The 24,174-nt window shown below is 55.9% G+C and carries 27 protein-coding genes; 9 read left to right on the plus strand and 18 right to left on the minus strand.

What is annotated here, in order from left to right; translation table 11 throughout:
• Window positions 1-12: 12 nt before the first annotated feature.
• Window positions 13-1,203, plus strand: a complete 1,191-nt coding sequence (locus AB731_RS02800) for a glycosyltransferase (protein ID WP_047092505.1) — start codon at window positions 13-15, stop codon at window positions 1,201-1,203.
• Here the strand turns inward: AB731_RS02800 and AB731_RS02805 are convergent, their stop codons facing one another.
• Genes AB731_RS02805 through AB731_RS02820 form a run of 4 tightly spaced genes read right to left on the minus strand, consistent with a single transcriptional unit; the run spans window position 1,204 to window position 4,453 of the window.
• Window positions 1,204-1,782 carry an acyltransferase gene (locus AB731_RS02805; protein WP_047092504.1) on the minus strand — a complete coding sequence of 193 codons (579 nt, stop codon included), beginning with the start codon at window positions 1,780-1,782 and terminating at the stop codon, window positions 1,204-1,206. It lies immediately after the preceding gene.
• Entirely contained in the window at window positions 1,779-2,702 is a 924-nt protein-coding gene (locus AB731_RS02810; protein WP_047092503.1) for a glycosyltransferase family 2 protein, read from the minus strand. The genes AB731_RS02805 and AB731_RS02810 overlap by 4 nt, the downstream gene beginning before the upstream one ends.
• A gap of 6 nt (window positions 2,703-2,708) precedes the next feature.
• On the minus strand, window positions 2,709-3,335 hold the full coding sequence (locus tag AB731_RS02815; protein ID WP_047092502.1) for a sulfotransferase family protein: 627 nt from the start codon (window positions 3,333-3,335) through the stop codon (window positions 2,709-2,711).
• Entirely contained in the window at window positions 3,332-4,453 is a 1,122-nt protein-coding gene (locus AB731_RS02820) for a glycosyltransferase family 4 protein (RefSeq protein ID WP_047092501.1), read from the minus strand. The genes AB731_RS02815 and AB731_RS02820 overlap by 4 nt, the downstream gene beginning before the upstream one ends.
• 266 nt (window positions 4,454-4,719) lie before the next feature.
• Between AB731_RS02820 and AB731_RS02825 the strand changes: the two genes are divergently transcribed.
• Genes AB731_RS02825 through AB731_RS02835 form a run of 3 tightly spaced genes read left to right on the plus strand, consistent with a single transcriptional unit; the run spans window position 4,720 to window position 7,981 of the window.
• Window positions 4,720-6,252 (plus strand): lipopolysaccharide biosynthesis protein, encoded by a 1,533-nt coding sequence (locus AB731_RS02825; protein WP_047092500.1) that lies wholly within the window; start codon window positions 4,720-4,722, stop codon window positions 6,250-6,252.
• The gene (locus tag AB731_RS02830; RefSeq protein ID WP_047092499.1) at window positions 6,249-7,247 is read left to right on the plus strand and encodes a polysaccharide pyruvyl transferase family protein; all 999 of its coding nucleotides are present in this window, start codon (window positions 6,249-6,251) and stop codon (window positions 7,245-7,247) included. Before AB731_RS02825 ends, AB731_RS02830 begins: the two co-directional genes overlap by 4 nt.
• Before the next feature lie 5 nt (window positions 7,248-7,252).
• Complete coding sequence (locus AB731_RS02835; RefSeq protein ID WP_052768883.1) at window positions 7,253-7,981, plus strand: glycosyltransferase family 25 protein; 729 nt, start codon at window positions 7,253-7,255, stop codon at window positions 7,979-7,981.
• Between the two features lie 40 nt (window positions 7,982-8,021).
• Here AB731_RS02835 and AB731_RS02840 read toward each other — a convergent pair whose 3' ends face one another.
• The 3 genes from AB731_RS02840 to AB731_RS02850 form a co-directional block, all read right to left on the minus strand.
• Window positions 8,022-9,401, minus strand: coding sequence for an O-antigen ligase family protein (locus tag AB731_RS02840; RefSeq protein WP_047310189.1), 1,380 nt, complete (start codon window positions 9,399-9,401; stop codon window positions 8,022-8,024).
• Window positions 9,402-9,557: 156 nt separating this feature from the next.
• Complete coding sequence (locus tag AB731_RS02845) at window positions 9,558-10,253, minus strand: SGNH/GDSL hydrolase family protein (protein ID WP_156167331.1); 696 nt, start codon at window positions 10,251-10,253, stop codon at window positions 9,558-9,560.
• Between the two features lie 32 nt (window positions 10,254-10,285).
• Complete coding sequence (locus tag AB731_RS02850; RefSeq protein WP_052768882.1) at window positions 10,286-10,750, minus strand: acyltransferase; 465 nt, start codon at window positions 10,748-10,750, stop codon at window positions 10,286-10,288.
• A gap of 133 nt (window positions 10,751-10,883) precedes the next feature.
• Between AB731_RS02850 and AB731_RS02855 the strand changes: the two genes are divergently transcribed.
• The 3 genes from AB731_RS02855 (at window position 10,884) to AB731_RS02865 (ending at window position 13,609) form a co-directional block, all read left to right on the plus strand.
• On the plus strand, window positions 10,884-11,222 hold the full coding sequence (locus tag AB731_RS02855) for an acyltransferase (RefSeq protein WP_162199459.1): 339 nt from the start codon (window positions 10,884-10,886) through the stop codon (window positions 11,220-11,222).
• A 66-nt stretch (window positions 11,223-11,288) separates the two neighbouring features.
• The gene (locus tag AB731_RS02860; RefSeq protein ID WP_047092495.1) at window positions 11,289-11,558 is read left to right on the plus strand and encodes a spike base protein, RCAP_Rcc01079 family; all 270 of its coding nucleotides are present in this window, start codon (window positions 11,289-11,291) and stop codon (window positions 11,556-11,558) included.
• A gap of 278 nt (window positions 11,559-11,836) precedes the next feature.
• Entirely contained in the window at window positions 11,837-13,609 is a 1,773-nt protein-coding gene (locus AB731_RS02865; RefSeq protein WP_156172337.1) for a hypothetical protein, read from the plus strand.
• Window positions 13,610-13,728: 119 nt separating this feature from the next.
• On the opposite strand, the gene AB731_RS02870 is transcribed toward AB731_RS02865, so the two are convergent.
• From AB731_RS02870 to rfbA, 5 genes are all read right to left on the minus strand, one after another.
• Complete coding sequence (locus AB731_RS02870) at window positions 13,729-14,430, minus strand: TylF/MycF/NovP-related O-methyltransferase (protein ID WP_052768881.1); 702 nt, start codon at window positions 14,428-14,430, stop codon at window positions 13,729-13,731.
• Window positions 14,431-14,497: 67 nt separating this feature from the next.
• Entirely contained in the window at window positions 14,498-15,553 is a 1,056-nt protein-coding gene (gene rfbB / locus AB731_RS02875) for a dTDP-glucose 4,6-dehydratase (RefSeq protein WP_047092493.1), read from the minus strand.
• Window positions 15,546-16,394, minus strand: a complete 849-nt coding sequence (rfbD, locus tag AB731_RS02880) for a dTDP-4-dehydrorhamnose reductase (protein ID WP_047092492.1) — start codon at window positions 16,392-16,394, stop codon at window positions 15,546-15,548. Before rfbD ends, rfbB begins: the two co-directional genes overlap by 8 nt.
• Complete coding sequence (rfbC, locus tag AB731_RS02885; protein WP_156167332.1) at window positions 16,391-16,936, minus strand: dTDP-4-dehydrorhamnose 3,5-epimerase; 546 nt, start codon at window positions 16,934-16,936, stop codon at window positions 16,391-16,393. Before rfbC ends, rfbD begins: the two co-directional genes overlap by 4 nt.
• Window positions 16,936-17,826, minus strand: coding sequence for a glucose-1-phosphate thymidylyltransferase RfbA (gene rfbA / locus AB731_RS02890; RefSeq protein WP_047092490.1), 891 nt, complete (start codon window positions 17,824-17,826; stop codon window positions 16,936-16,938). Before rfbA ends, rfbC begins: the two co-directional genes overlap by 1 nt.
• A 126-nt stretch (window positions 17,827-17,952) precedes the next feature.
• Between rfbA and AB731_RS02895 the strand changes: the two genes are divergently transcribed.
• Complete coding sequence (locus AB731_RS02895) at window positions 17,953-19,149, plus strand: nucleotidyltransferase family protein (RefSeq protein WP_047092489.1); 1,197 nt, start codon at window positions 17,953-17,955, stop codon at window positions 19,147-19,149.
• A gap of 13 nt (window positions 19,150-19,162) precedes the next feature.
• Here AB731_RS02895 and AB731_RS02900 read toward each other — a convergent pair whose 3' ends face one another.
• The 5 genes from AB731_RS02900 to AB731_RS02915 all read right to left on the minus strand — a co-directional run bounded on the left by AB731_RS02900 (window position 19,163) and on the right by AB731_RS02915 (window position 23,445).
• Complete coding sequence (locus tag AB731_RS02900) at window positions 19,163-19,438, minus strand: PqqD family protein (RefSeq protein WP_047092488.1); 276 nt, start codon at window positions 19,436-19,438, stop codon at window positions 19,163-19,165.
• Between the two features lie 9 nt (window positions 19,439-19,447).
• Window positions 19,448-20,293, minus strand: coding sequence for a phosphoenolpyruvate carboxykinase (ATP) (locus AB731_RS02905; protein ID WP_047092487.1), 846 nt, complete (start codon window positions 20,291-20,293; stop codon window positions 19,448-19,450).
• The gene (locus AB731_RS02910; RefSeq protein ID WP_047092486.1) at window positions 20,290-21,411 is read right to left on the minus strand and encodes a 50S ribosomal protein L11 methyltransferase; all 1,122 of its coding nucleotides are present in this window, start codon (window positions 21,409-21,411) and stop codon (window positions 20,290-20,292) included. The genes AB731_RS02905 and AB731_RS02910 overlap by 4 nt, the downstream gene beginning before the upstream one ends.
• A gap of 126 nt (window positions 21,412-21,537) precedes the next feature.
• On the minus strand, window positions 21,538-21,669 hold the full coding sequence (locus tag AB731_RS13895) for a lasso RiPP family leader peptide-containing protein (protein ID WP_156167333.1): 132 nt from the start codon (window positions 21,667-21,669) through the stop codon (window positions 21,538-21,540).
• A 15-nt stretch (window positions 21,670-21,684) separates the two neighbouring features.
• Window positions 21,685-23,445, minus strand: a complete 1,761-nt coding sequence (locus AB731_RS02915; RefSeq protein ID WP_231638865.1) for an asparagine synthetase B family protein — start codon at window positions 23,443-23,445, stop codon at window positions 21,685-21,687.
• Here AB731_RS02915 and AB731_RS14190 point away from each other — a divergent pair.
• On the plus strand, window positions 23,401-23,595 hold the full coding sequence (locus tag AB731_RS14190; protein WP_231638870.1) for a hypothetical protein: 195 nt from the start codon (window positions 23,401-23,403) through the stop codon (window positions 23,593-23,595). The genes AB731_RS02915 and AB731_RS14190 overlap by 45 nt on opposite strands.
• On the opposite strand, the gene AB731_RS02920 is transcribed toward AB731_RS14190, so the two are convergent.
• On the minus strand, window positions 23,592-24,173 hold the full coding sequence (locus tag AB731_RS02920; RefSeq protein ID WP_156167334.1) for a hypothetical protein: 582 nt from the start codon (window positions 24,171-24,173) through the stop codon (window positions 23,592-23,594). The two genes, AB731_RS14190 and AB731_RS02920, sit on opposite strands and share 4 nt — an antisense overlap.
• Window position 24,174: the final 1 nt, after the last annotated feature.

Raw genomic sequence — 24,174 nt, forward strand, 5'->3', positions numbered from 1 at the left:
TGAGGCAAAGCCGTGATCCAGAAAGAGCTTCCGCCTGTTCTGCATATAAGCGCTGATTTTCCCGATCCGGTAGAGCTGCAAAAGACCAAGGCGGTCCGCAGCCTTATCGATCTGACGTGCGAAAATTTTCGCCACGATGTGATCTCTCTGAACCGCCGCACACCCGGGCTTGGCGACGTGGTGCGCAGTGCGGCAACGGGTTTTCGTTCACTTGGCCTGAACCTTGAGCAAACGGCATTCGAATATGGACGGGCCGTGACATACCGGGCCCCGCCGCGCGGTATCGGACATGAAACCATGCTGCGAAAACTTGGTCATGCTCTGTCGGACATCGTGGAGCGAGGGCCAAAGCCAGCGCTCATCGTGGGGCACAAGCTGACGATTGAAGGTATTGTTGCGGAGCAGATGTCGCGCAGGCTCGGGGTCCCCTACGCGCTCAGTATCCAGGGTGATACAGACACGAAGATCCTGACCGCACGGCCTGACCTCGCGAAGACACTGGCGCGTATCTACTCCGGCGCGGCGGTCGTGTTTCCGTTTTCGCCGTGGTCACGGCAAGCCATCGAAGCGCGACTTGGAAAACGTGACGGGCTGGTAATCGACCTGCCGTGCGCAACCCATATCGATAGCCCGATGGTCCCAAAGCCAGGCTCGAACACTCTTGTGACCGTTTTTCACCTCAAGAATGCCAAACGCAAGAACCTGCGCACCATGGTGCAGGCGATGGGCCTTCTGGCACAGACTCATCCGAAGGCGCAGCTTCAGGTTATCGGCGGCGGGGATGCCGGTGACATAAGTTATTGCCGGCAGGTGATAGGCGGCACGCCCAACGTCACGTTGACAGGCCCTGCCGATGCCGCAGCGGTCCGCCAGGCTATGAACGGAGCTGCAGGCTTCGTGCTTCCGTCTTTGCGGGAAAGCTTCGGCATGGTTTTTGTCGAAGCGGTGATGTCAGGGGCACCCATTATCTATCCGCAGGGTACTGCGGTGGATGGATATTTCGATGATTGCGGCTTTGCGCTGCGCGTGACCGCACGCGATCCGCGCGGTGTCGCAACAGCGATGGCCCGGCTCCTTGATCATCAGGGCGTCTATAAAGAAAGCCTCGCGACTTGGCAGACAAGCGATGCCGGCCGAAGATTCAGCGATGAAAGGATTGCTGCCGATTTCCGGCGTGGATTATTGGCCGCGCTGGAAATTTGATCATTCCGCGGGCCGGACGTTGCGCATTCCAACAACCTTCGCAGGGGCTCCTGCCATGATGGCAAAGGGAGGGACGTTGCCTTTTACCACGGCACCGGCGGCGATAACCGCACCGTCGCCAATGTGCGTGCCCGGAAGGACTACCGCGCGAGTGGCAAGCCACACGTCATTGCCGATAACGATATCGCCTTCGATCATGGGCTGATCGCTTACAGGATGTCCTGCATTGTAGTCGTAAGTGCCTGCCGACAGCATGACTTCCGGCCCAAACAAAACGTCATCGCCGATCACAATTTTGCCCCCTGCCGGGCCAGGCCAGATGTGGCAGCGCGAGCCGATCCTCGCCCGGTTGCCGATCATGATGCGTTCTGGATGCGTGAAGGATGCATCGGGGCTGATATTCGGGGATAGCCCGATAGCCATCTCGCGCATCGGACGGACATGGGTGTAATTGTAATAGTTCACGAGTTTAAGCAGGTGCACCCATGCACGGGGATCCGCGACGGAACGGACAAACCGCATGGCTTTTTGCCCGCGTGACAACGCTTCCTTTCGCGCACGTGGCGGCATTTCATTCATCGATAGCCGCCCAACCAGGCACGCCGTTGGCGCCATACCTGTTTCCAAAGCTCAGAGGAGCCACCACTGCCCAGGCCCAAAAGGGCGCTGCCTGCGCGCCGCATCGCAATCCAGAGCCACAACATCGTAATGCCGAATGGCCGCGCAGCATTGCTCCAATGATCCTGGATCAACGTTGCCTTTGCCCGCATGAGGCGCAGCACCTTGTCTTCCCGTCGTTTGGAAGAAGCGCCCACCAGATGCATTATCTGGGCATCGGGCGTGATCATCGGACGATATCCGATCTTGGCCGCCCTAAGGCACATGTCGCTTTCTTCGCCATACATGAAGTAGCGCGGGCTGAAGCCGCCAAGCTCGCGCCAAAGGCTGGTTCTGATCATGAAGAAACAGCCGACCACAATATCTACCTTGCGAACCGTATCTCGTTTCCATCCGCCTATGCCTTCAGGATTGAACAGTTCGCTGGAGGAAAAAACGCGTGAAAGACCGACGGCGTTGCAAAACAGGCTCCAAGGGGTCATCCGGTTCCAGCATGATGCGATATTCAGCGTGCCATCCGGAAAGACTGTCCTGCCCCCGACGATGCCAGCTTCCGGATGCGCCTTTGCAAAGGCGAGCAGATTTGCAACTGCGTTCGGATGCGTTTCGGTATCCGGATTCAGAAGCAGAAGCCATTCGGTCTGCGCCAGCTTTGCCGCAGCGTTATTGGCAGCACCAAAGCCCACATTGTCATCGCTGCGGATAAGATTGATGTCAGCAAACCGCTCGGCAACCGCATCGGCCGAACCATCCTCCGATGCATTGTCCCAAACAATAATGTCCATTGTTACGTCGCCAGCGTTACGCAGCAGCGTGTCGATTGCGGTGCAGGTCAGCTCACGGGTGTTGTAACTGACCATGATGACTGTGACTTCGGCCATGGCTCTTTATCCGTCCATCGTTTTTAGGTTCATGCCCATGCGATTGAGCCTTTTCACGATCCGCTGCGGGATCGACTGGCGCTGCTTTGATGAATTGATGCGTACAAATGGCCCATCGGGGACAGGCACACCAAGAAAATCGCCAAGCTTCGCCCAGCCGTCGCCTTTTTCCAGCTCAATGACGAGCAAATCGGCTGGCCGATCTTTGAAATATGCGAGCACTTCGCTGTTGTGCCGTTCATAAACCGAGCAATAGCGCTCCTCATGGCCGACTGGCGCGGGCGCATCTTCACCATAGGTCAGTTGCTGGATGTGGTAAGGGTTGTCGCCAAAATGACCTGCGATCGACTGATACCATTTGTCCGTCTTGCGCAGTGTCAGGATAAATTTGGCGCCGGGGAAATGCGCATCCAACTCCTTGTACATCAATGGCCAGGGCATATCCTCCACCGCATCATATTCCGCCGCCAATCCAAGTCCGATATTCACGAAATTGGCCCGAAGATCTTTAAGTGGCAATTCGCGCCCGAAAACCCCTTTGACCCGGTAACCGAGAATTTGCAGCGCATCGCGCATGGAACTGGTCCCGGTCTTCTGGAAGCCGATGCAAAACACCTTGTCTGGCTTTGTCATGCGTCTGCCTTTTTTGCCGTGATTGCGCTGATCTGCGCTTCAATCGCATCACCCCAAACGCCCCAATTGAGGACGTTTTCAAAGCGGTCACGCGATTTGATCCGCATTTGGTGATAGGTTTCATTGTCGGTCAGCAAATCTGCCACAGCTTCCGCGACAGCCTCATCACTGGCCGAGCGGGGAAGCAGGCGCCCGGTCTCTCCGTTCTTGACGATTGTTTCCACTCCGCCTGTCGCATAGCCAATTGCCGGGATGCCATAGGCTGCTGCTTCGCAATAGACGAGCCCGAAGGCCTCTTCTCGGCTGAGCATCACGAATAGCCGCGCGTCCACAAACAGCTGGAGAAGCTTGTCACGCTCTTCTGCGACATTCTTGCGCAGAAAACCGTGCACGCTAACCCCGGGGACGCCCTCTGCATCTGCTGGTTTCATGCCGACGATATGCAGGGCAGCAGCGGGCACATTTTTGCGCAGAAGCGCAAAAGCACGCAGCAGTTCCGGCCCGCCTTTGCGCTCCCAATCCACTCCGATCCACAGCAGGTTAGGTGCCGATTTGGCATGATCCAACACTTCGCGGGAAGGCGGATCATCCAGATTGGCACCGATCGGTGCCATGCGCACATGCGTGTCGGGAAGCGCATAGGCATCCTGCGCTTCGTCGGCACACCACTGCGCCATCATCAGAAGATGGGTTGTGGGCCTTGTGACAAATGCACGCTCGGCATCGACGAGGTTGCGCACCGTGTCGCTGCGCAATTTCCTGAACTTGGCGTAGTATCGAGAGATCGAGACGAACAGTCCATCGCTGACAAAGATCGTCGGCACTTTCGTTTGCGACCCATACAATTTCCAGGCTCCGCCCACAGCGACAATGATATCCGGGTCAATGTCGGCGATTTGCCGGTCGACTGATCTGCCATAGGCGGCAAGCAGGATCGGCCAGCGCGAGATGTCGAAGCCCAGCTTGCGCGCTATCGGATTTGCGCGATCTACGATCTTGTCGAGCAACGGCACCTTAAGAAGCGCGACCCTGCCGAACCGGCGCTCCAGCTCTTGCTTGGCAAAGTACGGAGTCCCGCTCCAGCTTCGTCGGTCATCCGCATCACCAATTGATACCATGGCCACTTTCACGGTGATCTCATTCCTCAGGTCTGGCAAAAATCGTCGATCTTGGAAGTTGCAGGCGGTTGAGATTTCGCCTCTATCTCACCGCTTCTTCGCGGCTGCAACAAAGCGGATGCGAGAAGCATTGACCAGCGAAAAGGCATTCTGCTGGACATTGCATAACATTTTGTTGCACTGCGGTATCAGCGATAGGGGTCGCTGCCGGTTTGCAAAGGCAGCTCAAGGCGTTGCCCGCTTTACACTCGCGGGAGGAAACCGGTTTGGCTGCGGAGCCCACTACGTCAATTTCCGGCAAGGTCCTTCGCGGCGGTGCATGGCTTGCTGCCGCGCAGATCAGTGTGACGCTGCTTTCGCTCGGGTCGACAATCGTCCTGGCCAGGTTACTGGTACCCGAAGATTTTGGTCTTACGGCCATTGCAATCACCATAATGGCCTTGCTGACTGCCGTTAGCGAGATGGCGCTGCATCAGGCATTGATCCGCCATCCTGCCCCACAGCGCGAACATTTTGATACGGCGTTTACGTTGAACATGCTGCGCGGTGCATTCATGTCTGCGGCTCTGGTGCTGACATCCGGCCCCGTGAGCTTGTTTTTCGAAGATCTGCGGCTGCAACCGATTTTGTGCGTTTTTGCCGCAAGCCTGCTGGTCCTGTCTGCTGCCAATCCCCGGCGAGCAATATTGCAGCGTAAGCTCGTCTACTGGCAAGAGATCGCTTTCAGTAGCGGCGCCAAGATAGCCATGGTGGTCGTTTCCGTTTCGGCGGCACTCTATTGGCAGAGTTATTGGGCGATCGTTGCGGGCCTTGTTGCCTCGCATGTGGCCAGTTTCGTCATTTCCTATCTGGCCTTTCCCTACCTGCCGCGCTTCAGGCTCACCAAGGTGCGCGAACTGCTTTCCTTCAGCGTCTGGTTGACCCTTGGCAATCTTGTAGACCAGCTCAACTGGCGGTTCGATATTCTGTTGATCGGCCGTTTGCTCGGCGCCACAAGCACCGGGTTCTATTCGGTCGGCAACAACCTCGCGACTGTGCCCACCCGTGAATTGATGACGCCTGTTCGACAGGCACTTTTTCCCGGATTTGCGAAGCTCATCGAGAAACCCGGGCGCCTGGGTGCCGGGTATTCGCGCGCGCAAAATGCCATCATGCTGGTTACTCTGCCGGTCGGGGTCATCGCCAGCTTTATGGCAGAGCCTGGCGTGCTGCTGCTGATGGGCGAGAAATGGCAGCCGATTGTTTTTATCATAGCTTGGCTGGCACCGATTTTCGCGTTGCAGTCACTTGGCTCGCTTGCCCCTGCAATCGCAATGGCAACAGGCGATACGCGCAGACTTTTTGTGCGGAGCATGCAAATGCTGATCGTACGAATGCCATTGATCATAGCAGGTGCAGTGTTCGGCGGGTTGTCCGGCCTTGTTTACGCGCGCTGCCTTTCCGGTATCGTCGGCATTGGTTTCAACATCTATATCGTTCGTGAACTGGCGGGCGTTTCAATGCTTCGGCAGATACGTTCCGCAGCCAGGCCGGGCGCGGCGGCAGGAATGATGGCGTTGGCGCTGCTGGCATTGCAAAACGTGCCAATCGGTTTGGTCGGGGCAGAAGGACACGCGGTCCGGATTGCCCTGACAGCGGTAGTGGGCGCGGCAACTTACCTCTGCAGTGTGTTTGTGCTTTGGCTGGTTGCGGGCCGCCCTGATGGCGGAGAGACGGAAATCATGGGTCACGCGCACACCGCGCTGCGCAAGATATTGCCCGGCAACAAAACAGCAATCGAAAGGACCGAGCTCGAATGAAATCGCGTCTTGAACTGATCAATGAACTACAAGCCCGCATCGACACGGCCCTGCTGCCGGTAATGCCAAAGGGTGATTACGCTCTTGTCGACTTTCCGAACCATGCCAATGTTGGTGATACGGCTATCTGGCTGGGAGAAATCGCGCATTTCGATCGCGCTGGTGCAGGCATGCCTTCTTATGTCTGCCAGCTGTCTGATTATGAACGTAAAGATCTGAAGGCGGCTGTCCCATCCGGCCCCATTTTCATTCATGGCGGGGGAAATTTTGGTGACGTTTGGCCCGCCCACCAATTGTTTCGCGAACAGCTGCTGCGCGACTTTCCGGACCGCGTGATCGTTCAGCTTCCGCAGTCAATCCATTTTTCCGATCCTGCGCGTATCCAGCAAACAGCGGACGCAATCGCTACCCACCCGAACTTCCTGCTGCTGGTGAGAGACAGGCCATCATACGATCTGGCCAGCGAAAGCTTTGCCTGCCAAGTTGAACTGTGCCCCGACATGGCGTTTGCGATCGGTGCAATTGAACGGGAAAAAGCCGACATTGACGTGCTCGCGATGTTGAGGGCGGATAAGGAATCCCGGTTGAGCGAACGCGATCCGGTATTGGCCGGGGGCCGTATCGATGACTGGCTCGAAGAGCCTGCATGGCCTTTACGCATCGGCAAGGCGTTCGGGATTGCCAGTGCAGCCTTTCATGGAGGGCTAGGTGCTCGCCGCTTGGGCAAGTTCAACGGCGCTGCAGGCACCCGTTTCGAACGGGGCAAGCGCCAACTTTCGCAAGCCAACGCAATCGTAACGGACAGGCTCCATGTGCATATCATGTCCGTACTGCTTGGAATTCCCCATGCCGTGCTTGATAATTCCTACGGCAAGATCGGGCGGTTCATGGACGAATTCATCGGAGATCTTTCGTTCGTCTACCGGGCAGATAACCTAGAAGATGCTGTGCGGTGGGCCAAAGAGGCAGCGGATGCCGGTTGCAAAGTGGATTAGAGAAAATGAGGACAGCCATCAAAGTGGTGAGCCTGAAATCGGCGCGTGAAAGGCGCCAGGATTTCACTGATATGGCCGAGGGAAAGGCACCCGTTTCCTGGGCATTTTTCGATGCTTGCACCGGCCTGTCTCCGCTGCTGGAATATGACCCGTCGGATGCCATCCGAAAGCATGGCAGAGAACTGACTCCAGGGGAATTGGGCTGCTATTCGAGCCATTTCGAGATATGGCACGCACTGACTGAAGATGCTGAATTTGATCAGTATGTTGTCCTCGAAGACGATGTCGTCGTGAATTGGCCGTACCTTGACAAGATCATCGAGCGCAATTCACGCGAAGACGGCTTCGACTACCTCAGACTGTTCTGGAAATACCCGTCACGGCAAATTGTGAAATCTTGGCATTGGGCCGGGCACGATACGTCGATAGTTCAACTGCTAGGCCATGCATTTGGCACTCAAGGATATGTGATCCGAAAGGAAGGCGCACGTCGCTTGAAAGAGGCCTGTGAACATGTCTCTAGGCCAATTGACGACCAGATTGATCGTTCATGGAGCCACCGCATTGATAATTTGGCAGTCTTTCCTCCAGCTTTGTTTGAAATGATGGTGCCCTCTTCAATTGCATCAGAGAGATCGGCAGGGGAGGCCTCGCGATCCAAGCCATCAAAATCTGGCGGTGCGGTCGATGCTGCCAGGCGACTGTTGTTCGAGGTTTTGGCAAGATTGCCTTGAGGCGGCGGAATGCCCGGATGGTTTAGGAAAGCCTCTACGGTCAACTTCTTCGCTGGATCTTTCTCAACACCGGCCGGGCGGCATGGCTAGCAATCTTTCTACCTTTTGCAGATGCTTCCTTCACTCCGATACCGACGGCAAGGCCTATAAGAACAGAGAACAGCGCCTGCATCTGAAGCCAGGCAAACACTGTAAGAAGCATGACCGACAAACAGATCAGAGCTATCAATAGTCCTGCATGCAGGATCGATTCTTCGCTCAGATCCTTCGGTTGCGATCGAGCTAGGAAGTGAATAGCAAAAACGGCGGCGACTATCATCAGGAACAGAGCTGGCAAACCATACCTGACCGCTATTGCAAGCCAGTGACTGTCGATACTCGCAGAGACCATCCAGCCAATACGTTCGTATCCAGCATATCCAATTCCAAAAATGGGATTTTCGGCCACAGAAGCGCTGCCATATTCCCAAATGAGGCGACGATAATTGGCTGTTTCGGGGGTCAGTGACAAATAGCGCATCACAAAACCACCAGCGCCGCCTCCAACGAAAAGTTGCACAAAAACCAGAATGCAAGCGACCGGCACGCCGATCAGCGGCCAGTTCGCACGGCGCGTGATAGTCATGCTTGACCGCCAAAATACGGTCAGGCCAATTGCCAGGATAAGAGCCATGATTGCAGCAGAGCTTAAGGAAAAGAATCCGCAAATCGCTGCGATAACTCCAAACGCGGCGACCCGATGACGATTGGCAATGGAAGCATAGAGAGGGAGGAAGGTGGCCATGAATAGCCCGCCGAGAATGGGATGAGGGAACGGACCCCAAGCTCGTGTAAGTCCGAGTCGAGCCTGGTACTTCGCCGAATCCTTTGCATTTTCAGGCGGGAACCATTCTAGAAACGTAAGTTTGGCCGTGGTGCTTTCATACGCCAACAAAACTCCCGTCAGCAGAAGTCCCGGCAAAAAGGCGATCAGGAGCACGCGCAACTCGCTTACGCTCCTCACACAAATCCGCATTATGAAGTAGCCTGCAAGAAGGTCCACGGTCTCGCGTCCGGCAGGCTCAAAACCGTTTGCAAGGCCTTGGTGATAAACCAGCACACCACCAATCCAGAGCGCGCACAGTATCATGCACCCGTCAACGATATTGAACTTGGGCCGTTGCCGGGTAGCTTCCACGATCAAGAATGGAACTGCGATCAATCCTAAAAACCGGAAAACAGGCAATCGAATCGTGCCTAGATCGAAGAAAAATCCAGCTGGCAGCAACAGTGAATAGCAGAAGATAATTGCGAGGATCAGCCTGCCGCTCGTGCTTTTGGGGCCAGCCTTCGGAGCGGTAGTTTCCGAAAATGACTGACGCGGCGCCCAGGTCGCCGCGCCCCTTTTGATGGGTCGACCGAATGAAAATGATGTCGACACAAATCGCTCCAGGTCATGCTGCAGATGCTGCAGTGCAATACTTCCATGTTCGCGTCAAACCTGGCGGAAATATCCTGGCCGATATTGTAAGCTGAACGACCAGATCTTGTATGAGCACCTCTTGGTAAAAGCAGACGTTTGTGGCGCCTTTTCCCACTACGACGCGCGAATGACGTGGGTCAGGACATGGGTGACAATCCAGCTTGCCAAAAGCTCGTGACCTTCTTGATTGAGGTGAAGCGCGTCTTCCGTCAGCGGAGCAAGATCGCTAACCTCGTCAAACGCCATGCTCGGATCCACGAAATATGTCTCAAGTTCGATTGCCACTTGCCGCGCGGCGGTACGATATGGCTCCAATCGTCGCGCAATGGCTCTTGAGCCTCCTGGCAGTGGAGCAACAATGACAGATTTTGCGCCCAAAGCGCTGCAGTGGTGAACATGTTGCTCCAAGGATTGCATGTAGATTGCAATGGAGACTGGTGACCGATCACCGAGCCAGCGCCGCGGTGCCGCATCGTTCGTCCCAAAATTTATAAAGCAGATATCGGCTCTGCCAATCGCAGCCCAGCGTCGCAAACCGTCTTTGGCGGTGTCACCGCCGCGCCCCATATTAACGATTGTGACATCCACCAGCTGCCGCCCGATAAGGTCAGGAAAAGGAGACCCGTCGTGGCGCTGGGATCCGCCAGTATTGCTATCCCCCATAAATACCACAGTTGAGCTATTGCCCAGTTCAATCGGTAATTGACCCGAGGTCTCAAGATGCTGGTACGGAGCTAGCTTGACCCCGTTCTTGGCAAAATATGGAATTTCATTCCAAAGTGTTAGCAACAGAACGGCTGTCCCTGACAAGATGATTGCGCACAAAATAACTTCAATGTGCCTCAATTGGAAATTCTCGCTTTGGCGCGGTTCTCACGTGCGATTTCCAGTTGACCGAAGGGACCGATTTTCTGATTGGACTTGATAATCCGCGCTGGGTTTCCAACAGCGATCGACGCGTCTGGAACGTGCCCTGCAACGACAGACCCGGACCCTATGATACAATTATTTCCGACTACCGTGCCAGGTAACAGGGTCGAGCCTCCCCCTATAAAACACTGGCTGCCGACCGTTATCGGTGAAAAACCCGAGATCGCGTCATCAGTGATAAGGAGGGTCTTGAACGCTACAAGCGTTTCCGCGCCGATCACGATACCGCCCGGCTGAGATGATCGTAACGAAGCCGCCAAAGAGAGACGAGCAGTCTCGTGCACGGACGTGCCTTTAAATACATTGAGATATCTGCGTCGTGCATCAGTCAGAATGGCTCTCAGCCACATCAGGTTATTGAGACTGCGCTTGGCCATATGTCGCTTCTTTCAAACCCTGTTTCCAGGCTATTGCATTGAAGCGTAGTCTAGACGGAGTCGAGATGATATCGCGGCAAATATGAACGTCAAAGCGAGAATCCGCCGTTTTGTTATGCAGCGTTATTGGAAGATGGATATCCATCCTTCGGCGCGTATTGCGAACACTGCCTATATCGACCGGACTTGGCCGGGAGGTATCCATATTGGAGCCGGCGCGATCGTCGATGAAGAAGCTTCAGTCCTAACGCATGATATGACGCGCGGTATCTATCTCGACACTCATGTCGGGGAAGGCAGCTACTTGGGAATCAGGGCCATCGTCATGCCTGGCATCACCATCGGAAAACATTGCCATATCCTTGCGGGGGCGGTCGTGACGCGCGATGTTGCGGACGGTCAGCGGGTGGCGGGGAATCCGGCGAAGGTTGTCAACGCGCCCAAGCTGGATCACGAGATTGCGGCCATTTGATCCTTTCCTACAAGAAAATCACTGACTTAACGACGCTGCTCCTTAATCGACCTCACGGAGCAATGTATGACCATCGATCCTTTCGCCCTTTCCGGGAATAGCCTCACGGCACCTGCTGCGCAGGCATTTGCGATAATCCCTGACGATGCCACCTCGCTGGACGTAGCCACCAAGGCGATTTTCGTCGGCACGGGCGGCGATCTTGCAGTACGTCTGGTCGATAACGACGAGGATCTGACATTCCGGAACTTGGGTAGCGGCACGATATTGGACATTCGGGTCACAGATGTCCGCTCTTCAGGAACGACGGCTACTGACCTGATCGGCCTGATCTGATGCCGGGCTATGGATTTGGCGTTGGTTCGCGCACACGGACACGGCGTGAATTGCAGGCGGCGCGTGACGGCATCACCCCAGCTGCCATTGTGGCAAAGCCCTCTGCCAGCTGGGACGGCACTGCAGGCAGCGGCTTTTCGGCCGTTCCGCAAGATCCGCCGCGAACAACAGCAAAGCCAACTCTGCACCTGCTTGTGCATGACCACCAATATTTCACGGATAAATTGCGCATTCTGGCATTTGCCGCGGCAAACGATGGCGGGTCGCTGCACAATGATATGGGCATAGCCAAGCTAGAAGCCTACTTCGAGAATGACAGCCCAGTGGAAATCGGCAGTCCCAGCTACTCAACCCTGGTCGATGCCAATGGGATTGAGCGAAGTTATTTCGGGTATTGGATAACGCTGGCCAAGCCGCTCGGCCGGTCCGGACATGGCCACCTTTATCTGAAGGCGACGCCGCGTGATCCTACACTCCAGCCACGGGTTGTTGGCCCCTATCAGTTCAGCCCCCAGGGCAATCGTCACGATGTGGAGCTGGAAGTAGCGCCCTCGAAGCCCCAAATCACCGGCGTCCGTTATCAGTCGCTTTCCGCGGCTATTACGTGGCTGAAGTCGCAAGGGGCGCAAAACCCCAAGATAACTTGCACCGAGACTGCGACATTCAACAGCCTGTGGAGCGGCAACAACACGAATTATTTAGGTCAGGGTTATTGCATGATTGAGGCAACCGCCCCGATTACAATTACCCGCCCTCCGTTTGCCTCGAATGGCGGCACAGAGAACATGCGATCAAAGTATGACGGCCTGTGGTTCCGTGGATCCAATATCACTTTCGATTTCAGCACTACGGAGGAAATCTATCACGAAGGCACTGCCCGTAATCACGTTCTCGACGGGGTGAACATCACGGCAGATACCGTGCTTTATAAAGGAAGCCTGCGCGCCTTGGGCTTTATGTTTCGCGGAAGTCCGATCTTCCTAGAGTGCAACATTCACCATGCGCAAAATGCGTGTATCGAGTCAGCTCTTGCTCGTGGCAATACGATCTCGAGCGGGATCAGAGATATCTTTGCGGACTCTCCGACGATTTTTTCCAACACGGTCCTTAGCTGGGACAGTGATACTTACACGACCGGCTACCCCGATACATTCAGCGTGAATTATAATGGGGCAGAGACCACGGCAACGCTGGCCTTTGATCGTGCCAGCAGAATCTTTACCGCTACATGGGGCGCGCAAAGTGCGACCTTTGTTGTATCGGCGGATTTCACCAATGACGCCTACTGGCCGCGAGGTATTGTGGCGTGGGTGAACGCAACACTGGCGGGCCTGGATGCAGGGTGGAGCGCGGCCTTACTCGACGACAATATCAGTCTGGGCGCGACCAAGCTTCGCGCCACAAAAGGCGCGGCCATCAATAACGGATTCGCTGCCCAAAATGTAAAGGACACTGCGCTGGCACTTTCTTCGGGCTGGGACATTCATTCCGATTGGTATCAGAAGCGTAAAGGTGGATCGCTTTTCGAAAACGTGGTGATCTTCGGAAATCGTGGCTGGGCGCTAGATTCGCAGAACATCCTGATGCAAAACGGTGAGGCGCGGGACTGGTTCATTGCGAACAACGCTTTTCACCAGAAGAACGGGCAGAGTGACCTTTCGACCCAATTGGCGGGCACTGCGCACCGCCACGTTATGATCGTTCACAACACGATGGCCAACCAGCGCCTTATGCTGCGAACTGACGGCCCTTACACAGCAGATGCTTACTGCCTGTTGGCCAATAACGTATTCCGCGAAATAAATTCGGTGGGAGGTGCGATCGCGGGCTATCCGGGTGTCGACAACCACATACACGCGGCGAAGGCAGACACGTCGGGCTCAGTTCGAACGACTATCGGCGGCGATAGCACGACGCTTTTCGTAGACGCGGCAAATGGCGATTTCGCCGCAGCACCGCCATTACTGGCGGTAAAGAGCGCGCCGCGCCTTCCAGCGGTGCTGTTCAGCAAAATCGATGCATCTGGTGTCCCAAAGGGAGCACCCGGCTAGAGTATACCGGTACCGTAGAAGAACCGGCTGTTCCCCAAGAATAGCTTTTGGAAACCTGATCGCGGGGATTGTCCCTTCCCTTCCTGTTCTCGCAGGCAAGGGAAGGGAGATTTCTGCGATTATAGCTTGATGAGATACGGGTTAGGGCCGGGTTCCATCATGAAATCGTCGCGTTCTTGCAGGAATTCATCGACGGCGATCCTGGCGCCTCCAAAATCGTGATAGTCATCTATCAGGAAAAGCGCGCCGGTCGACATATGACCGGCGACATTATCCAGACAGTAACGGACCGGATCGTACCAATCGCAGTCGATATGAGCGAGAGCGATCTGGCCAATTTGTGCTCTGGGCAAGGTTTCCTCAAAAAGACCTTTGTGGAGCACGATCTTTGTCCCATCGACAGCCAGATTATGGTCTTTGAAAGATGTCACGACGCGATCGTAGAGATTATCCAAATATCCGTAATAAGTGTCTTCACCAATGCCCTTCGATTTCCCGTCACGGATTGCCTCATAGCGTTGGTGCGCCTTCTCCCCGTCCTTTTCCGAAGTCGGAGGCGGGATCATTTCGAACACATCGAAGCCATGAAAGCTGCGCCCCTGCGCCGACGCATATTCGGCCATCACAATGCCCGAACCGCCCAGCGCAATGCCAAATTCGCAGAAGGCGCCGGGCACCTTTTGCTTGTTGAGCTGACCTGCCGCTTTTTCAAGCCTGAGCATTTTCTGGGGCGCAAGATAGGTGAGGCGCTCGCGCCTGACCGCCCGGCTGGTCTTGCTCAGTTGAAAGGTCCGCAATTTGTTGACGATTCTCTGGCGCATCGTTTTTCCTTAATCTTGTGACGCTTCGATGGCCGGAAGCGATAATACGGCCGGCACAGACGTGATCCTATGTGGACTGAAGTGGCAGCCACCAATCCTCGTTCTCAAGGTACCAGGATAGTGTTTGTGAGATCCCTTCTTCGAATCCGCGCGATGGGGCGTAATTCAATTCGCTGCGTGCCTTGGTTTCGTCGATGGCATAACGTCTGTCGTGACCCTTGCGATCCGTCACGAATTTCTTGAGCGATGCAGTTGGCTTCCCAAGTGCGGCAGGCGCGCCGGGGAAGCGATTTGCAAGCCCATCGACCCGCGTGAAGGCGCGGTCGACTTCGGCGCAGATGTGGTCGATCACAGCCATGTTCGGCAATTCGGCGCCGCCGCCGATGTTATATGTTTCACCGGGCTGACCGCCGTTCAAACATGCTTCGATGCCGCGGCAGTGATCGACCACGTGCAGCCAGTCCCGCACATTCATTCCATCACCATAAATTGGCAGGTCGCGGCCATGCAGGGCATTCAGCAGGAAAAGCGGGATCAGCTTTTCAGGATATTGGTAGGGTCCATAGTTGTTGGAGCAATTGCTGGTTGTCACTTCCAGCCCGTAGGTGTGGTGATAGGCCCGCACGAGATGGTCGGACGCCGCCTTCGAGGCTGAGTAAGGCGAGTTGGGTTGATACTGGTGAGTTTCGCTGAAGGCCGGATCTTCGGGGCCGAGGGAGCCGTAGACTTCGTCGGTAGAGATGTGATGGAAGCGGTGCGGCCTGCCGCTGCCTTCGTCCAGCCATACTGCCCGCGCAGCTTTCAACAGGCTGTTGGTGCCAAGGATATTGGTATCGATGAAGGCATCCGGCCCGGTGATGGATCGGTCGACATGGCTTTCGGCTGCGAAGTGGACGACGGTGGAAATTTCCCGCTCTCGCAGCAGCTTTTCGACGAGTGCTGTATCGCGAATATCGCCAATAACCAGTTCGGTTTTTTCGACCCCCGCAATCGTGGATTCATTGCCCGCGTAGGTCAGGCAATCGAGCACGATTAGCGTATCATCGGGGTGCTTTTCCGCCCAGTAATGAACGAAGTTGCCACCGATAAAGCCGGCACCCCCAGTGACCAGAAGGTTAGCCAAAATGTTTCTCCGCTCGTAGCATGTGGCGCAAATTGGTGCGCCAATGGGTATGGCCGTCGTCCAGCAGTTCCCGCGTCGCACTGCAGTCGAGCAGCGAGAAAGCCGGGCGCCTGGCAGGCGTGGGGTAGCCCGCGCTGCTTATCGGAATGATTGGCACGCTGCGATCAAGCAGGCCCAGCGCGTGCGCTTCTTCCTGAATGGCAACGGCAAAATCATACCAGCTTGCAACGCCTGCATCGCTATGATGAAAAGCGCCCGCCGCATTGGCGGCAACCAGCCCCCAAATGGCTTTTGCGAGGCCCGGAGCCCATGTAGGCGTGCCAATCTGATCGGAAACGACGCGCAGTTCGTCTTTTTCGGCCATCAACCTCAGCATGGTTCGAACGAAGTTTGCGCCCCCGGCAGTGTAGACCCATGACGTGCGCACCAAAAGATCAGTACCGCGCAAGTGGTCCTCTCCTTTTGCTTTGGTGCTACCATAGACTGACAGCGGGTTACGCGTATCTTCGGGGCGGTACGGGCGGCTGGATGCTCCATCGAAGACGAAATCCGTCGAGACATGAACCAGCTTGCCGCGATGCGCAGTTACCAATGCGGCGACTGCGTCGGCATTGATAGCGTGTGCCGTTTGTTCGTCACTTTCCGCCTTATCGACAGCGGTATAAGCCGCGGCATTGATGATCAGATCCGGAGCCGCATTGCTCACCAATGCCGCTATTGCTGTGCCATCGGTCAGGTCGCAATCGGCGATATCAACGGCGTGGATCGTAATTCCGGCTGGCGCAGTTTCCTTCAAGGCACGGCCCAGCTGCCCTGCGGCCCCTGTAATGAGAACTTTCACGCGAAAGCCTTGATCGACTTTAGCGGCAGACCTTCGCGATCTTTTGCCGACAGCTGGACAGTCAATCCTTCTGTTGGCCAATCGATGGCGACCTCGGGATCGTCCCAGGCCAGCGAATGCTCATTTCCGGGGGCATAGGAGGCATCGCATTTGTAAAGAAAGTCAGTGTCGTCCTCTAGCGTTAGGAACCCATGCGCGAAGCCCTGCGGCACCCAGAACATCCGCTTGTTCTCGGCGGAAAGTTCCACACCTGTCCATTTGCCAAAGCCGGGCGAACTGCGGCGCAGATCCACCGCGACATCGAATACCGCACCAGACACGACACGCACCAGCTTGCCCTGTGGCCCCGGGTTCTGGAAATGCATGCCGCGCAAAACACCCTTTTGCGAGCGGGAGTGATTGTCCTGAACGAAATTCGGATTGAGGCCGGCGCTTGCGAATTTTGCAGCGCTCCAGCTTTCCATGAAAAATCCGCGTTCATCTCCGAATACATCGGGTTCGATGATCAGCGGACCTTCGATCTCGCACGGGATCATCTGCATCAGTGGCGGCCTTCGGCAAGTAGCGACATCAGATATCTGCCGTATCCCGACTTCACGAGCGGAGCGGCGATTTCTTCAAGACGTGCATCGTCGATAAAGCCCTTGCGCCAGGCAATTTCTTCCGGGCAGCAAATCTTGAGACCTTGGCGCTCTTCGGTGATGCGAACGTAAGTAGCTGCATCCAGCAAAGAGCCATGCGTGCCGGTGTCCAGCCAGGCAAATCCGCGCCCCATCATCTCTACCGAGAGTTGGCCTTCGTCCATGTACAAGCGGTTCAGATCGGTGATTTCCAGCTCACCGCGCACCGAAGGCTGCAGTTCGCGGGCGCGATCCACCACAGTCTCATCGTAGAAATACAGGCCTGTCACAGCATAATTCGACTTGGGTTGTGCTGGTTTTTCTTCGATCGAGGAAGCGCGGCCATTTTCATCGAAAGCCACCACACCGTAAGCGGTAGGATCGTCGACCCTGTAGGCGAACACAGTGGCGCCGGTCGTGCGTTGGTGGGCGCTTCCAAGCACATCGGGCAGGCCATGGCCGTAAAAAATATTGTCGCCAAGAACCAGTGCGCTGGGATGGCCGGAGACAAAGTCCGCACCGATATGGAAGGCCTGGGCCAGTCCTTCAGGATTGGGCTGCACTGCATAGCTCAAATCCACACCGAAATCCGACCCGTCACCCAGCACGCGTTGGAATTGAGCCAAGTCTTCAGGCGTGGTTATTATCAATATCTCACGAATGCCTGCCAGCATCAGCGTGCTGAGCGGGTAATAGATCATCGGTTTGTCGAAAACCGGCATCAGCTGTTTTGATACACCGCGAGTAAGCGGATAAAGCCGCGTTCCCGAACCACCGGCCAGGATGATGCCCCTTCGTCGCTGCCCTGCCATGATTTTGCCCTGTCAGTGTGAATACTTATGCCGCATTGCAGCATCATGTGTTCCGGTCAACTCCAATTGGGTTTGACAGGCGGTGATGATTTGACATGGAGAGACTGGAGAACCTAGCGGTTTGTTATGGCCCGCGCACCGCACCGTTTTGATGACTTTGATCATGATCTGGAGTTTCAGGGCGGTCCCGATTCCCGGACATTCTTGCGCGATGCGATGCTGGGTGCCGCGACGTGGCCGTCAACCGAAAATCTGGAATCTGATGGTGCCCGCTTATGGCCAATCATCCAATTTCATGGTTGTGCGCTGGCGATCGCGCAGCACCGGGGAAGTCTTGCCGGATGGCCGGAAGCACTTGCCGGACGCATAAGGGACGAAGCGCGTTTACAGGCAGTTTGGGAGGCGACCCACAAGGCTGCTTTGAAAAAACTGCTTTCCGCTATGGCCGATGCGGATCTGGAGCTTTTGGTCATCAAGGGCACTGCGATTGCCTATGATGTATTTCCCGATCCTGCCCTAAGGCGCCGGGGTGACACCGATTTGCTTGCGAGACCTCGCGACGCAAATGCGGTCCGGCAGGTGTTGCGCGAATTGGACTGCCAGCGGGTGGCACAGATGTCCCTGCAGGAGGATTGGCGCTTTCCGCCTCAGGCAGGTTTCCATCATCTGTTCGACCTTCATTGGCAGGCATCGTCCGCGCCGGGTCTGCGGGGGCTATACGAAGCAGAAGAAGCGTTCCTGCGGTCAGTAAAATTGCCGGGCCTGAGTGATCAGGCGCGCGCTACAGATCCGGTCCTGACCTTCATGAGCGATGCACTGAATCAGGCAATGCACAGTGTGGCCGGGTATCTTGTCGACGGTGAAGTCAAACGCGGTGGCCACCGCCTCATCTGGTCCTATGGGACATATCTGCAGGCCAGCAGATTCACCGATACCCAATGGTCGCAATTGCGGGACTTGTGCTGCGAACGCGGACTTGCGCAGATCTGTTTGCGCTCACTTGACCGGGCCGAAGACGATTTCGGGACCTGCGTCCCCGAAAGCATTCGGGCAGCGCTGGTGCGAGAAGGAGACAGCGGCGAGATCGACCGTTTCGTACTGCACGCAGGTACCTGGGAGAGATTTCGCTTCAATTTCGGCCATGCCGCCAATTGGGCGCAGCGCGTCGATGTCCTGCGTGCCAATCTTTTCAGTAATGAAGATTTTTTGCGCCGCAAATATCCAGATATGGCCTCAATGCCGTTGGCGCTGCTGCGTTTGCGGCGTTTGTCGCAGGCGCCGCTTTCTCTGGTAAAATCAATAACGGGCCGCAGATCGGCTTAGCGCTTGGCCGCCCTCATGCGACCAGCCCGTTGGCCTGCAAGTCTGATATCAGCGCCTTGATATCGCTTTCGATCACATCGTCAGGGGCATCGAAGGTGCTTGCAACCAGGCTGCACAGGTCGGCAAGCGTGCGCGGCCCATCTTCAAGCGCTGTCCATATTGCGCCGCCGACCGCATTCAGGCCGAAATAGGTGCCAGCTTCGAGATCAAGCAAGACGGTCTCTCCCCCTACTTCCCGGGCGACCACATTTTCATTGCGGGTGACAATTTCATTTTCGCTTATGGTCATGTTGGAATGTTACCGCCCCAAAAGGTCTTCCGCCAGCAGATTCACGACTGCGGGCAGAACGCTGAAGCGTCGCGGATAATCGAGCATCAAGAATGGAACTGCCTGCACAAGGTTGGACAGGCGGAAGAAATGTGCAGACAAGCGAGCCTTGTCCTCGACATCCAGAACGAACGCATGACGCATGATTTCGGTAAGAGCCTGACTGGCACCGAGCCGCGTAATTTTGGGCATTTCAGCATCGCCCGGGCCAAGCACGTAGATTGCCCTCAGTACGACTGGCCGTGTCGCAAAGGGCAGCGCCTCTCCGGCATCCAGCGCTGCCTTTTGCTGACCGTCGAACGTGTCGCAGTCTGCGCCGGTCAAATAGGCGGCACTATCGCCAAAAACCCGCAAGACAGGGCGGACCGGTTGAAGCAAGAATCCCTGGTCCGATAAATCCAGGGCGATCGAATCCTCGCTCAGGAAAGGATGGCCGGCGCGGGCACAAGCGCCTGCCAGAGTGGTCTTTCCGCGCCGTGACGTGCCAACAAACGCCGCGCCAACGCCGCCAAAATCCACAGCACTTCCATGCAGGTTGAGACCGCCGGCATGATTGCCAATCAGCGGGGTTACCGAATTGGCAAATAGCGTATCGATCACTGTTTGCGCAATTCCGGGTGCAGGAATGCAAACTATCTGCGTCAGCTTTTTCGAAATATGGAAATCGGCGTTGCCAGGGAAGCGGACCAGGAAACCACTATCTTCACGGTAAAACTCGGCTGCAATATCGCCGTCTGGTGTGACCCAGCGATCGTAAGGGGCACCGCTGACCGAAACCTGCTCGCATTCGGCAGCCAAACTGAATTCTCTGCTCATCGCGTATATTTTTTCAAAGTGTCGCGCACGAATACGCGCGCCCGCTCTGGCGTTGGGCAGATATCCGGCTGTGTCTCCAGCAGTTTGTGCTCTATTTCTGCGGCACTGATCCCATCACCGACAAGTTGCAGGACAGCCAGTACTGCATCGCCTTTGCTGCTGCGTTTCGGTGACTTTACGACACCTGGCGCCAGATCTGCGGGTTCCAATATGGTACTGTGCCAAGTGGACATGGACTGCTTTTTGCCGCCCAAGGGTTGGACCGTCCACGATATAAAAGCCGGATCGTGGCGGATTGTGAATGATGCGCGCACCGTGTCCCCAGCCTTCACCGCGAATGGCCTCCTGACAGGCAGGAAGCCATTTGCGCGGTCTATCCGGTCTTCTGCCAGCGGCGAGTTTGTCATCCGGACGGAACGCGACAAGGTGCAATCGAAAAAGCCTGCAATGCCGTGGCACACAGCATCGCGCGCCGCGATCAGTTCTATATCGCAGCACATCGTAACGCCTGGTTCCTGATTAAAGTCGACGCTGGCAATAGTGACGGCCGGAGACACCTGGTCGCTTGCGGCCAACCTGATCGCGTGTTGTGAATTGACCCCATGCTCTTGCAGCCAGCGCAGGTTTTCAGGGACAGGTTCGCGAGACCACCGGTCCGCCAGCGCGTATGCGTCCTCGCTTTCGACGAGCGCCACACCGATATTCATACGTTCCGGTATGATCCGTCCGCCCGGCCGCAGCATGCGGGCCCGCGCATCAGCCAGCATCGCGATAATGCCGTAATCGAACCCGAAATAGCCGACATGGTCGCAAATCAGCACATCAACCGGTTGGGGCAGAGAAATGTCGAAAGTAGAGCCGCGCATCAGGCGATAGCTATCCGTCAGCCCTTCTCGTCGCGCGGTTTCGCGCGCTATTTCGACAGCGTCCGAACTATCTATACCGTAACATCGCGCAGCGCCCGCTTTGAGCGCCAGTATTCCCAGCACGCCGAACCCGCAGCCCAGATCTGCGACAATATCACCGTCACGGATCGTTTCGCCAAGCGCGCGCTCGAACAGCGGTAAGCGGTTGGCCAGTGCGAGGTAGTTATAATGTTCGTCCAGAAGGCGCGGCATGCAGCATCATGTCCACAACTTGTATCCGCAGCGCAATGCCCAAGAGCACTATTGGCGTACGCCATACGAAAAACGCCCCGAAAAGGGCGCTTTTCTTAGTTCAATTTAACAGCGAAGGAACAGCTATCAGAACATGTCCATTGTAGTGCTGTCGCCTGTGGTAGTGCCGCCGCTGCCGCCGGTCAGATTGCGAACGCTGCCGAAAGCGGTCAGAGCAGGACGTTCGTAACGGGACTTCTTTTCGTTAGTTTTTTCCATGTCATCACCCTTACGTTAATGATCGCGTGACTGCAGCGCAAATGTTGCAGATGCGAACGCGCCCCATAATTCCCAGATCGCGCCAGAGTCAATATCAGTTTTACCATGTCGATTGAAAAGAGAGGCAACTCTATTCTGGCTGACGAGACCTGATAAAGGCGGCATAGTCATCTCCTTCTCGCAAACCAAGCGGGTTGCGCGGTGCAGATCGTAAAAAGTTGTATCAAAGAATGCCTTGTCTCGGCGCAGGCGGACTGTTTCCGGCAAAATACCTTTCAAGGCCTCTCGGTGGATATACTTGCGAAGCTTCCCGCGTCTGCGAAGATATTCTGGCGTAGTGGTGCTGAATTCCATGAACCGGCGTGACAGCATCGGATGACGATATTCGAATCCGTGCCGCGCAGATTGCAAATTGACCATTTCCATCGCGAGCACGGTATAGGGATCGAGCCACCTGGCGATTTTTTGCCGAGCTGACGGAGAAGAATTGGAGAGGCGTCGGTCATACGCGTCTTTCCTGTGCGCCAGGTCTTCCTGCGCACTGGGTGACAGCCAGTAATTGGCCTCCAGGTCATCCGCCATGGGTCCGTCAGGGTCTCTCGCTGTGATCCTTTTGACCGCAGTCTTTACGGATTCTGGCAAAAGCCAAGCGGCTGTTTGCCGCACGCCTTTCCTGGCAGCGTAGGAAAAGCCGAAATCGCGGCGGTCAGCGGCAATGCTCCTTAGGCCTGCAGACCAATGATGGAGGGACAATGCCTCGAGCAATTGGTTGTTGCCGCCGTTCAGCCAATGGTCCCCGCCATGACCGGTAAGGGCAACGCGGCAGTTCGCATCCCTGATTGCGCGATGAATCCCTGTATTCATGACAGCATTTGGGGGGAAAGGGGGTGTCGCATCCGATGCTGACTGATCGAGAAACCAGTCTAGCCCCGGCTGGAACAGCTCCGCAGCAGCCAGAACGCGTCCCGTATGCTCTGCAACTGCGCCACTGTACTGCCTTTCGTCAGAGATGTCGTCTTCGATGCCTGCCAAAGTGAAACCATGCAGCGAATGGGCTGGCAGCCTGCCGTTTTTGATCGCCCTGTCCGCGAGGCAGAAAATGGCCGAGGAATCCAATCCGCCACTTACCTCAATCGCGAGCGCCCGATTGGTTCGTGAAGTGCGGCAGACGAGATCGTCCAGCATTTCCCGGTAATGTTCGAAATACTCTTCCTCTCTTGCGTAAAGGATCGAAACTTCGGTTGGGAGTTGCCAGTATTGCCGCACGCGCGGCTTTGTGTCGCCGATTTCGAGTGATAGCTGATGCGCTGGCGCCAGCTTCATTACGCCCTGCCACGCAGTTTCATCTTGTGTGTACCATTCGTTGGCAAGGTGCTCTGCGAGATAGCCAGTATTTACCTCAGGTTTCCGGTCCAGCGCGGCAACAATGGCGGCGATGTCCGATGCCACCAGCAAGACGCGCCCATCCCAATGGAAGGTTAGCGGCCTCATGCCGAAATGATCCCGTGCACAAATGATACGCCGTTTGGCAGCGTCCCAGATCACAAAGGAAAATTCGCCCTCAAGCTTAGGGAATAGGGCTTCGCCCCATTTCCGGAAGCCTTGTAACACGACCTCGGCGTCGGACATGTCGCGGCAAACCTGATTATGTGAAGACAGGTCGGCGCGAAGCTCTGGCGTATTTAAAAGATAGCCATCAAAAACGAGTGTAAAACGTTTGTCGGGGCAGACATGTGGCGCAGCAAGAGCCTCGGTACCGTCCGTATTTTGCGCCAATTGACAAAGCGCGACGGGACCAAGGGAACTGTAGATCGCGCCATCGGGTGCACGATAGTCCATTTTATCGACCATGCGCGCCAAACGGAGATCGTCAGCTGGCGCACCGTTGGTGCACAGTATCGCGGCAATCCCTGCCATCTTGCCTAGCGCGCCTGACTTAAGCGACCATCAAGCAGGTCGAACAGCGGTTGCAACTCCGGCAGGTCGAAATGCTCTATCCAACCTGATGGATTCACAAGCATGGAGCATCCCGCCGGGAAATAATGGAAGAAGAGCAGGTCGCAATTGCCGTTATCGGGCATCGCGTCACGATAATGCCATTGCGAACTGCCGCAAAAAAATACCGCTTTGTTCGGCCGCAACGCAATCGGTTCAAATCGGATCTGCGGATCGGCGATCGCGTCCGCGCCGGACTGCGGCCCGCCTGCCGCACTTGGCCATTCAACGATCTGGCTGAAATGAATAGGCCAATCCACCGTTTGCGAAATGCAGTAATCAAGCGTGTACATTGATATCGGTTGATCCATGTGCGGATCACAGCGACCTGCGTTGCCGTAACGGCTGAGGAAATTATATCCCGTTTCCAGTTCGCGGCCGGCCAGCCTGCTCGCAAGCGGCAGTAATTTGCGCTGCAGGTCAATAAATGGGGCGTGGTCGTGCACTACATACCGCCCGAAAGAGCTGATTTCGTGCTTTTCCAACTTATCATGCGCGATGCCTGCCATT

It is taken from the genome of Aurantiacibacter marinus (assembly GCF_001021555.1).
Lineage (GTDB): Bacteria > Pseudomonadota > Alphaproteobacteria > Sphingomonadales > Sphingomonadaceae > Alteraurantiacibacter > Alteraurantiacibacter marinus.

What these genes read in the sequence shown, in the direction of transcription:
- AB731_RS02805 (WP_047092504.1), bottom strand. Translation starts at nt 1,782, where the DNA reads ATGAATGAAATGCCGCCACGTGCGCGAAAGGAAGCGTTGTCACGCGGG.
- AB731_RS02810 (WP_047092503.1), bottom strand. Translation starts at nt 2,702, where the DNA reads ATGGCCGAAGTCACAGTCATCATGGTCAGTTACAACACCCGTGAGCTG.
- AB731_RS02815 (WP_047092502.1), bottom strand. Translation starts at nt 3,335, where the DNA reads ATGACAAAGCCAGACAAGGTGTTTTGCATCGGCTTCCAGAAGACCGGG.
- AB731_RS02820 (WP_047092501.1), bottom strand. Translation starts at nt 4,453, where the DNA reads ATGGTATCAATTGGTGATGCGGATGACCGACGAAGCTGGAGCGGGACT.
- AB731_RS02830 (WP_047092499.1), top strand. Translation starts at nt 6,249, where the DNA reads ATGAAATCGCGTCTTGAACTGATCAATGAACTACAAGCCCGCATCGAC.
- AB731_RS02835 (WP_052768883.1), top strand. Translation starts at nt 7,253, where the DNA reads ATGAGGACAGCCATCAAAGTGGTGAGCCTGAAATCGGCGCGTGAAAGG.
- AB731_RS02850 (WP_052768882.1), bottom strand. Translation starts at nt 10,750, where the DNA reads ATGGCCAAGCGCAGTCTCAATAACCTGATGTGGCTGAGAGCCATTCTG.
- AB731_RS02855 (WP_162199459.1), top strand. Translation starts at nt 10,884, where the DNA reads ATGGATATCCATCCTTCGGCGCGTATTGCGAACACTGCCTATATCGAC.
- AB731_RS02860 (WP_047092495.1), top strand. Translation starts at nt 11,289, where the DNA reads ATGACCATCGATCCTTTCGCCCTTTCCGGGAATAGCCTCACGGCACCT.
- AB731_RS02865 (WP_156172337.1), top strand. Translation starts at nt 11,837, where the DNA reads ATGGGCATAGCCAAGCTAGAAGCCTACTTCGAGAATGACAGCCCAGTG.
- AB731_RS02870 (WP_052768881.1), bottom strand. Translation starts at nt 14,430, where the DNA reads ATGCGCCAGAGAATCGTCAACAAATTGCGGACCTTTCAACTGAGCAAG.
- rfbC (WP_156167332.1), bottom strand. Translation starts at nt 16,936, where the DNA reads ATGCAGATGATCCCGTGCGAGATCGAAGGTCCGCTGATCATCGAACCC.
- rfbA (WP_047092490.1), bottom strand. Translation starts at nt 17,826, where the DNA reads ATGGCAGGGCAGCGACGAAGGGGCATCATCCTGGCCGGTGGTTCGGGA.
- AB731_RS02895 (WP_047092489.1), top strand. Translation starts at nt 17,953, where the DNA reads ATGGCCCGCGCACCGCACCGTTTTGATGACTTTGATCATGATCTGGAG.
- AB731_RS02900 (WP_047092488.1), bottom strand. Translation starts at nt 19,438, where the DNA reads ATGACCATAAGCGAAAATGAAATTGTCACCCGCAATGAAAATGTGGTC.
- AB731_RS02905 (WP_047092487.1), bottom strand. Translation starts at nt 20,293, where the DNA reads ATGAGCAGAGAATTCAGTTTGGCTGCCGAATGCGAGCAGGTTTCGGTC.
- AB731_RS02910 (WP_047092486.1), bottom strand. Translation starts at nt 21,411, where the DNA reads ATGCCGCGCCTTCTGGACGAACATTATAACTACCTCGCACTGGCCAAC.
- AB731_RS13895 (WP_156167333.1), bottom strand. Translation starts at nt 21,669, where the DNA reads ATGGAAAAAACTAACGAAAAGAAGTCCCGTTACGAACGTCCTGCTCTG.
- AB731_RS14190 (WP_231638870.1), top strand. Translation starts at nt 23,401, where the DNA reads ATGTGGCGCAGCAAGAGCCTCGGTACCGTCCGTATTTTGCGCCAATTG.
- AB731_RS02920 (WP_156167334.1), bottom strand. Translation starts at nt 24,173, where the DNA reads ATGGCAGGCATCGCGCATGATAAGTTGGAAAAGCACGAAATCAGCTCT.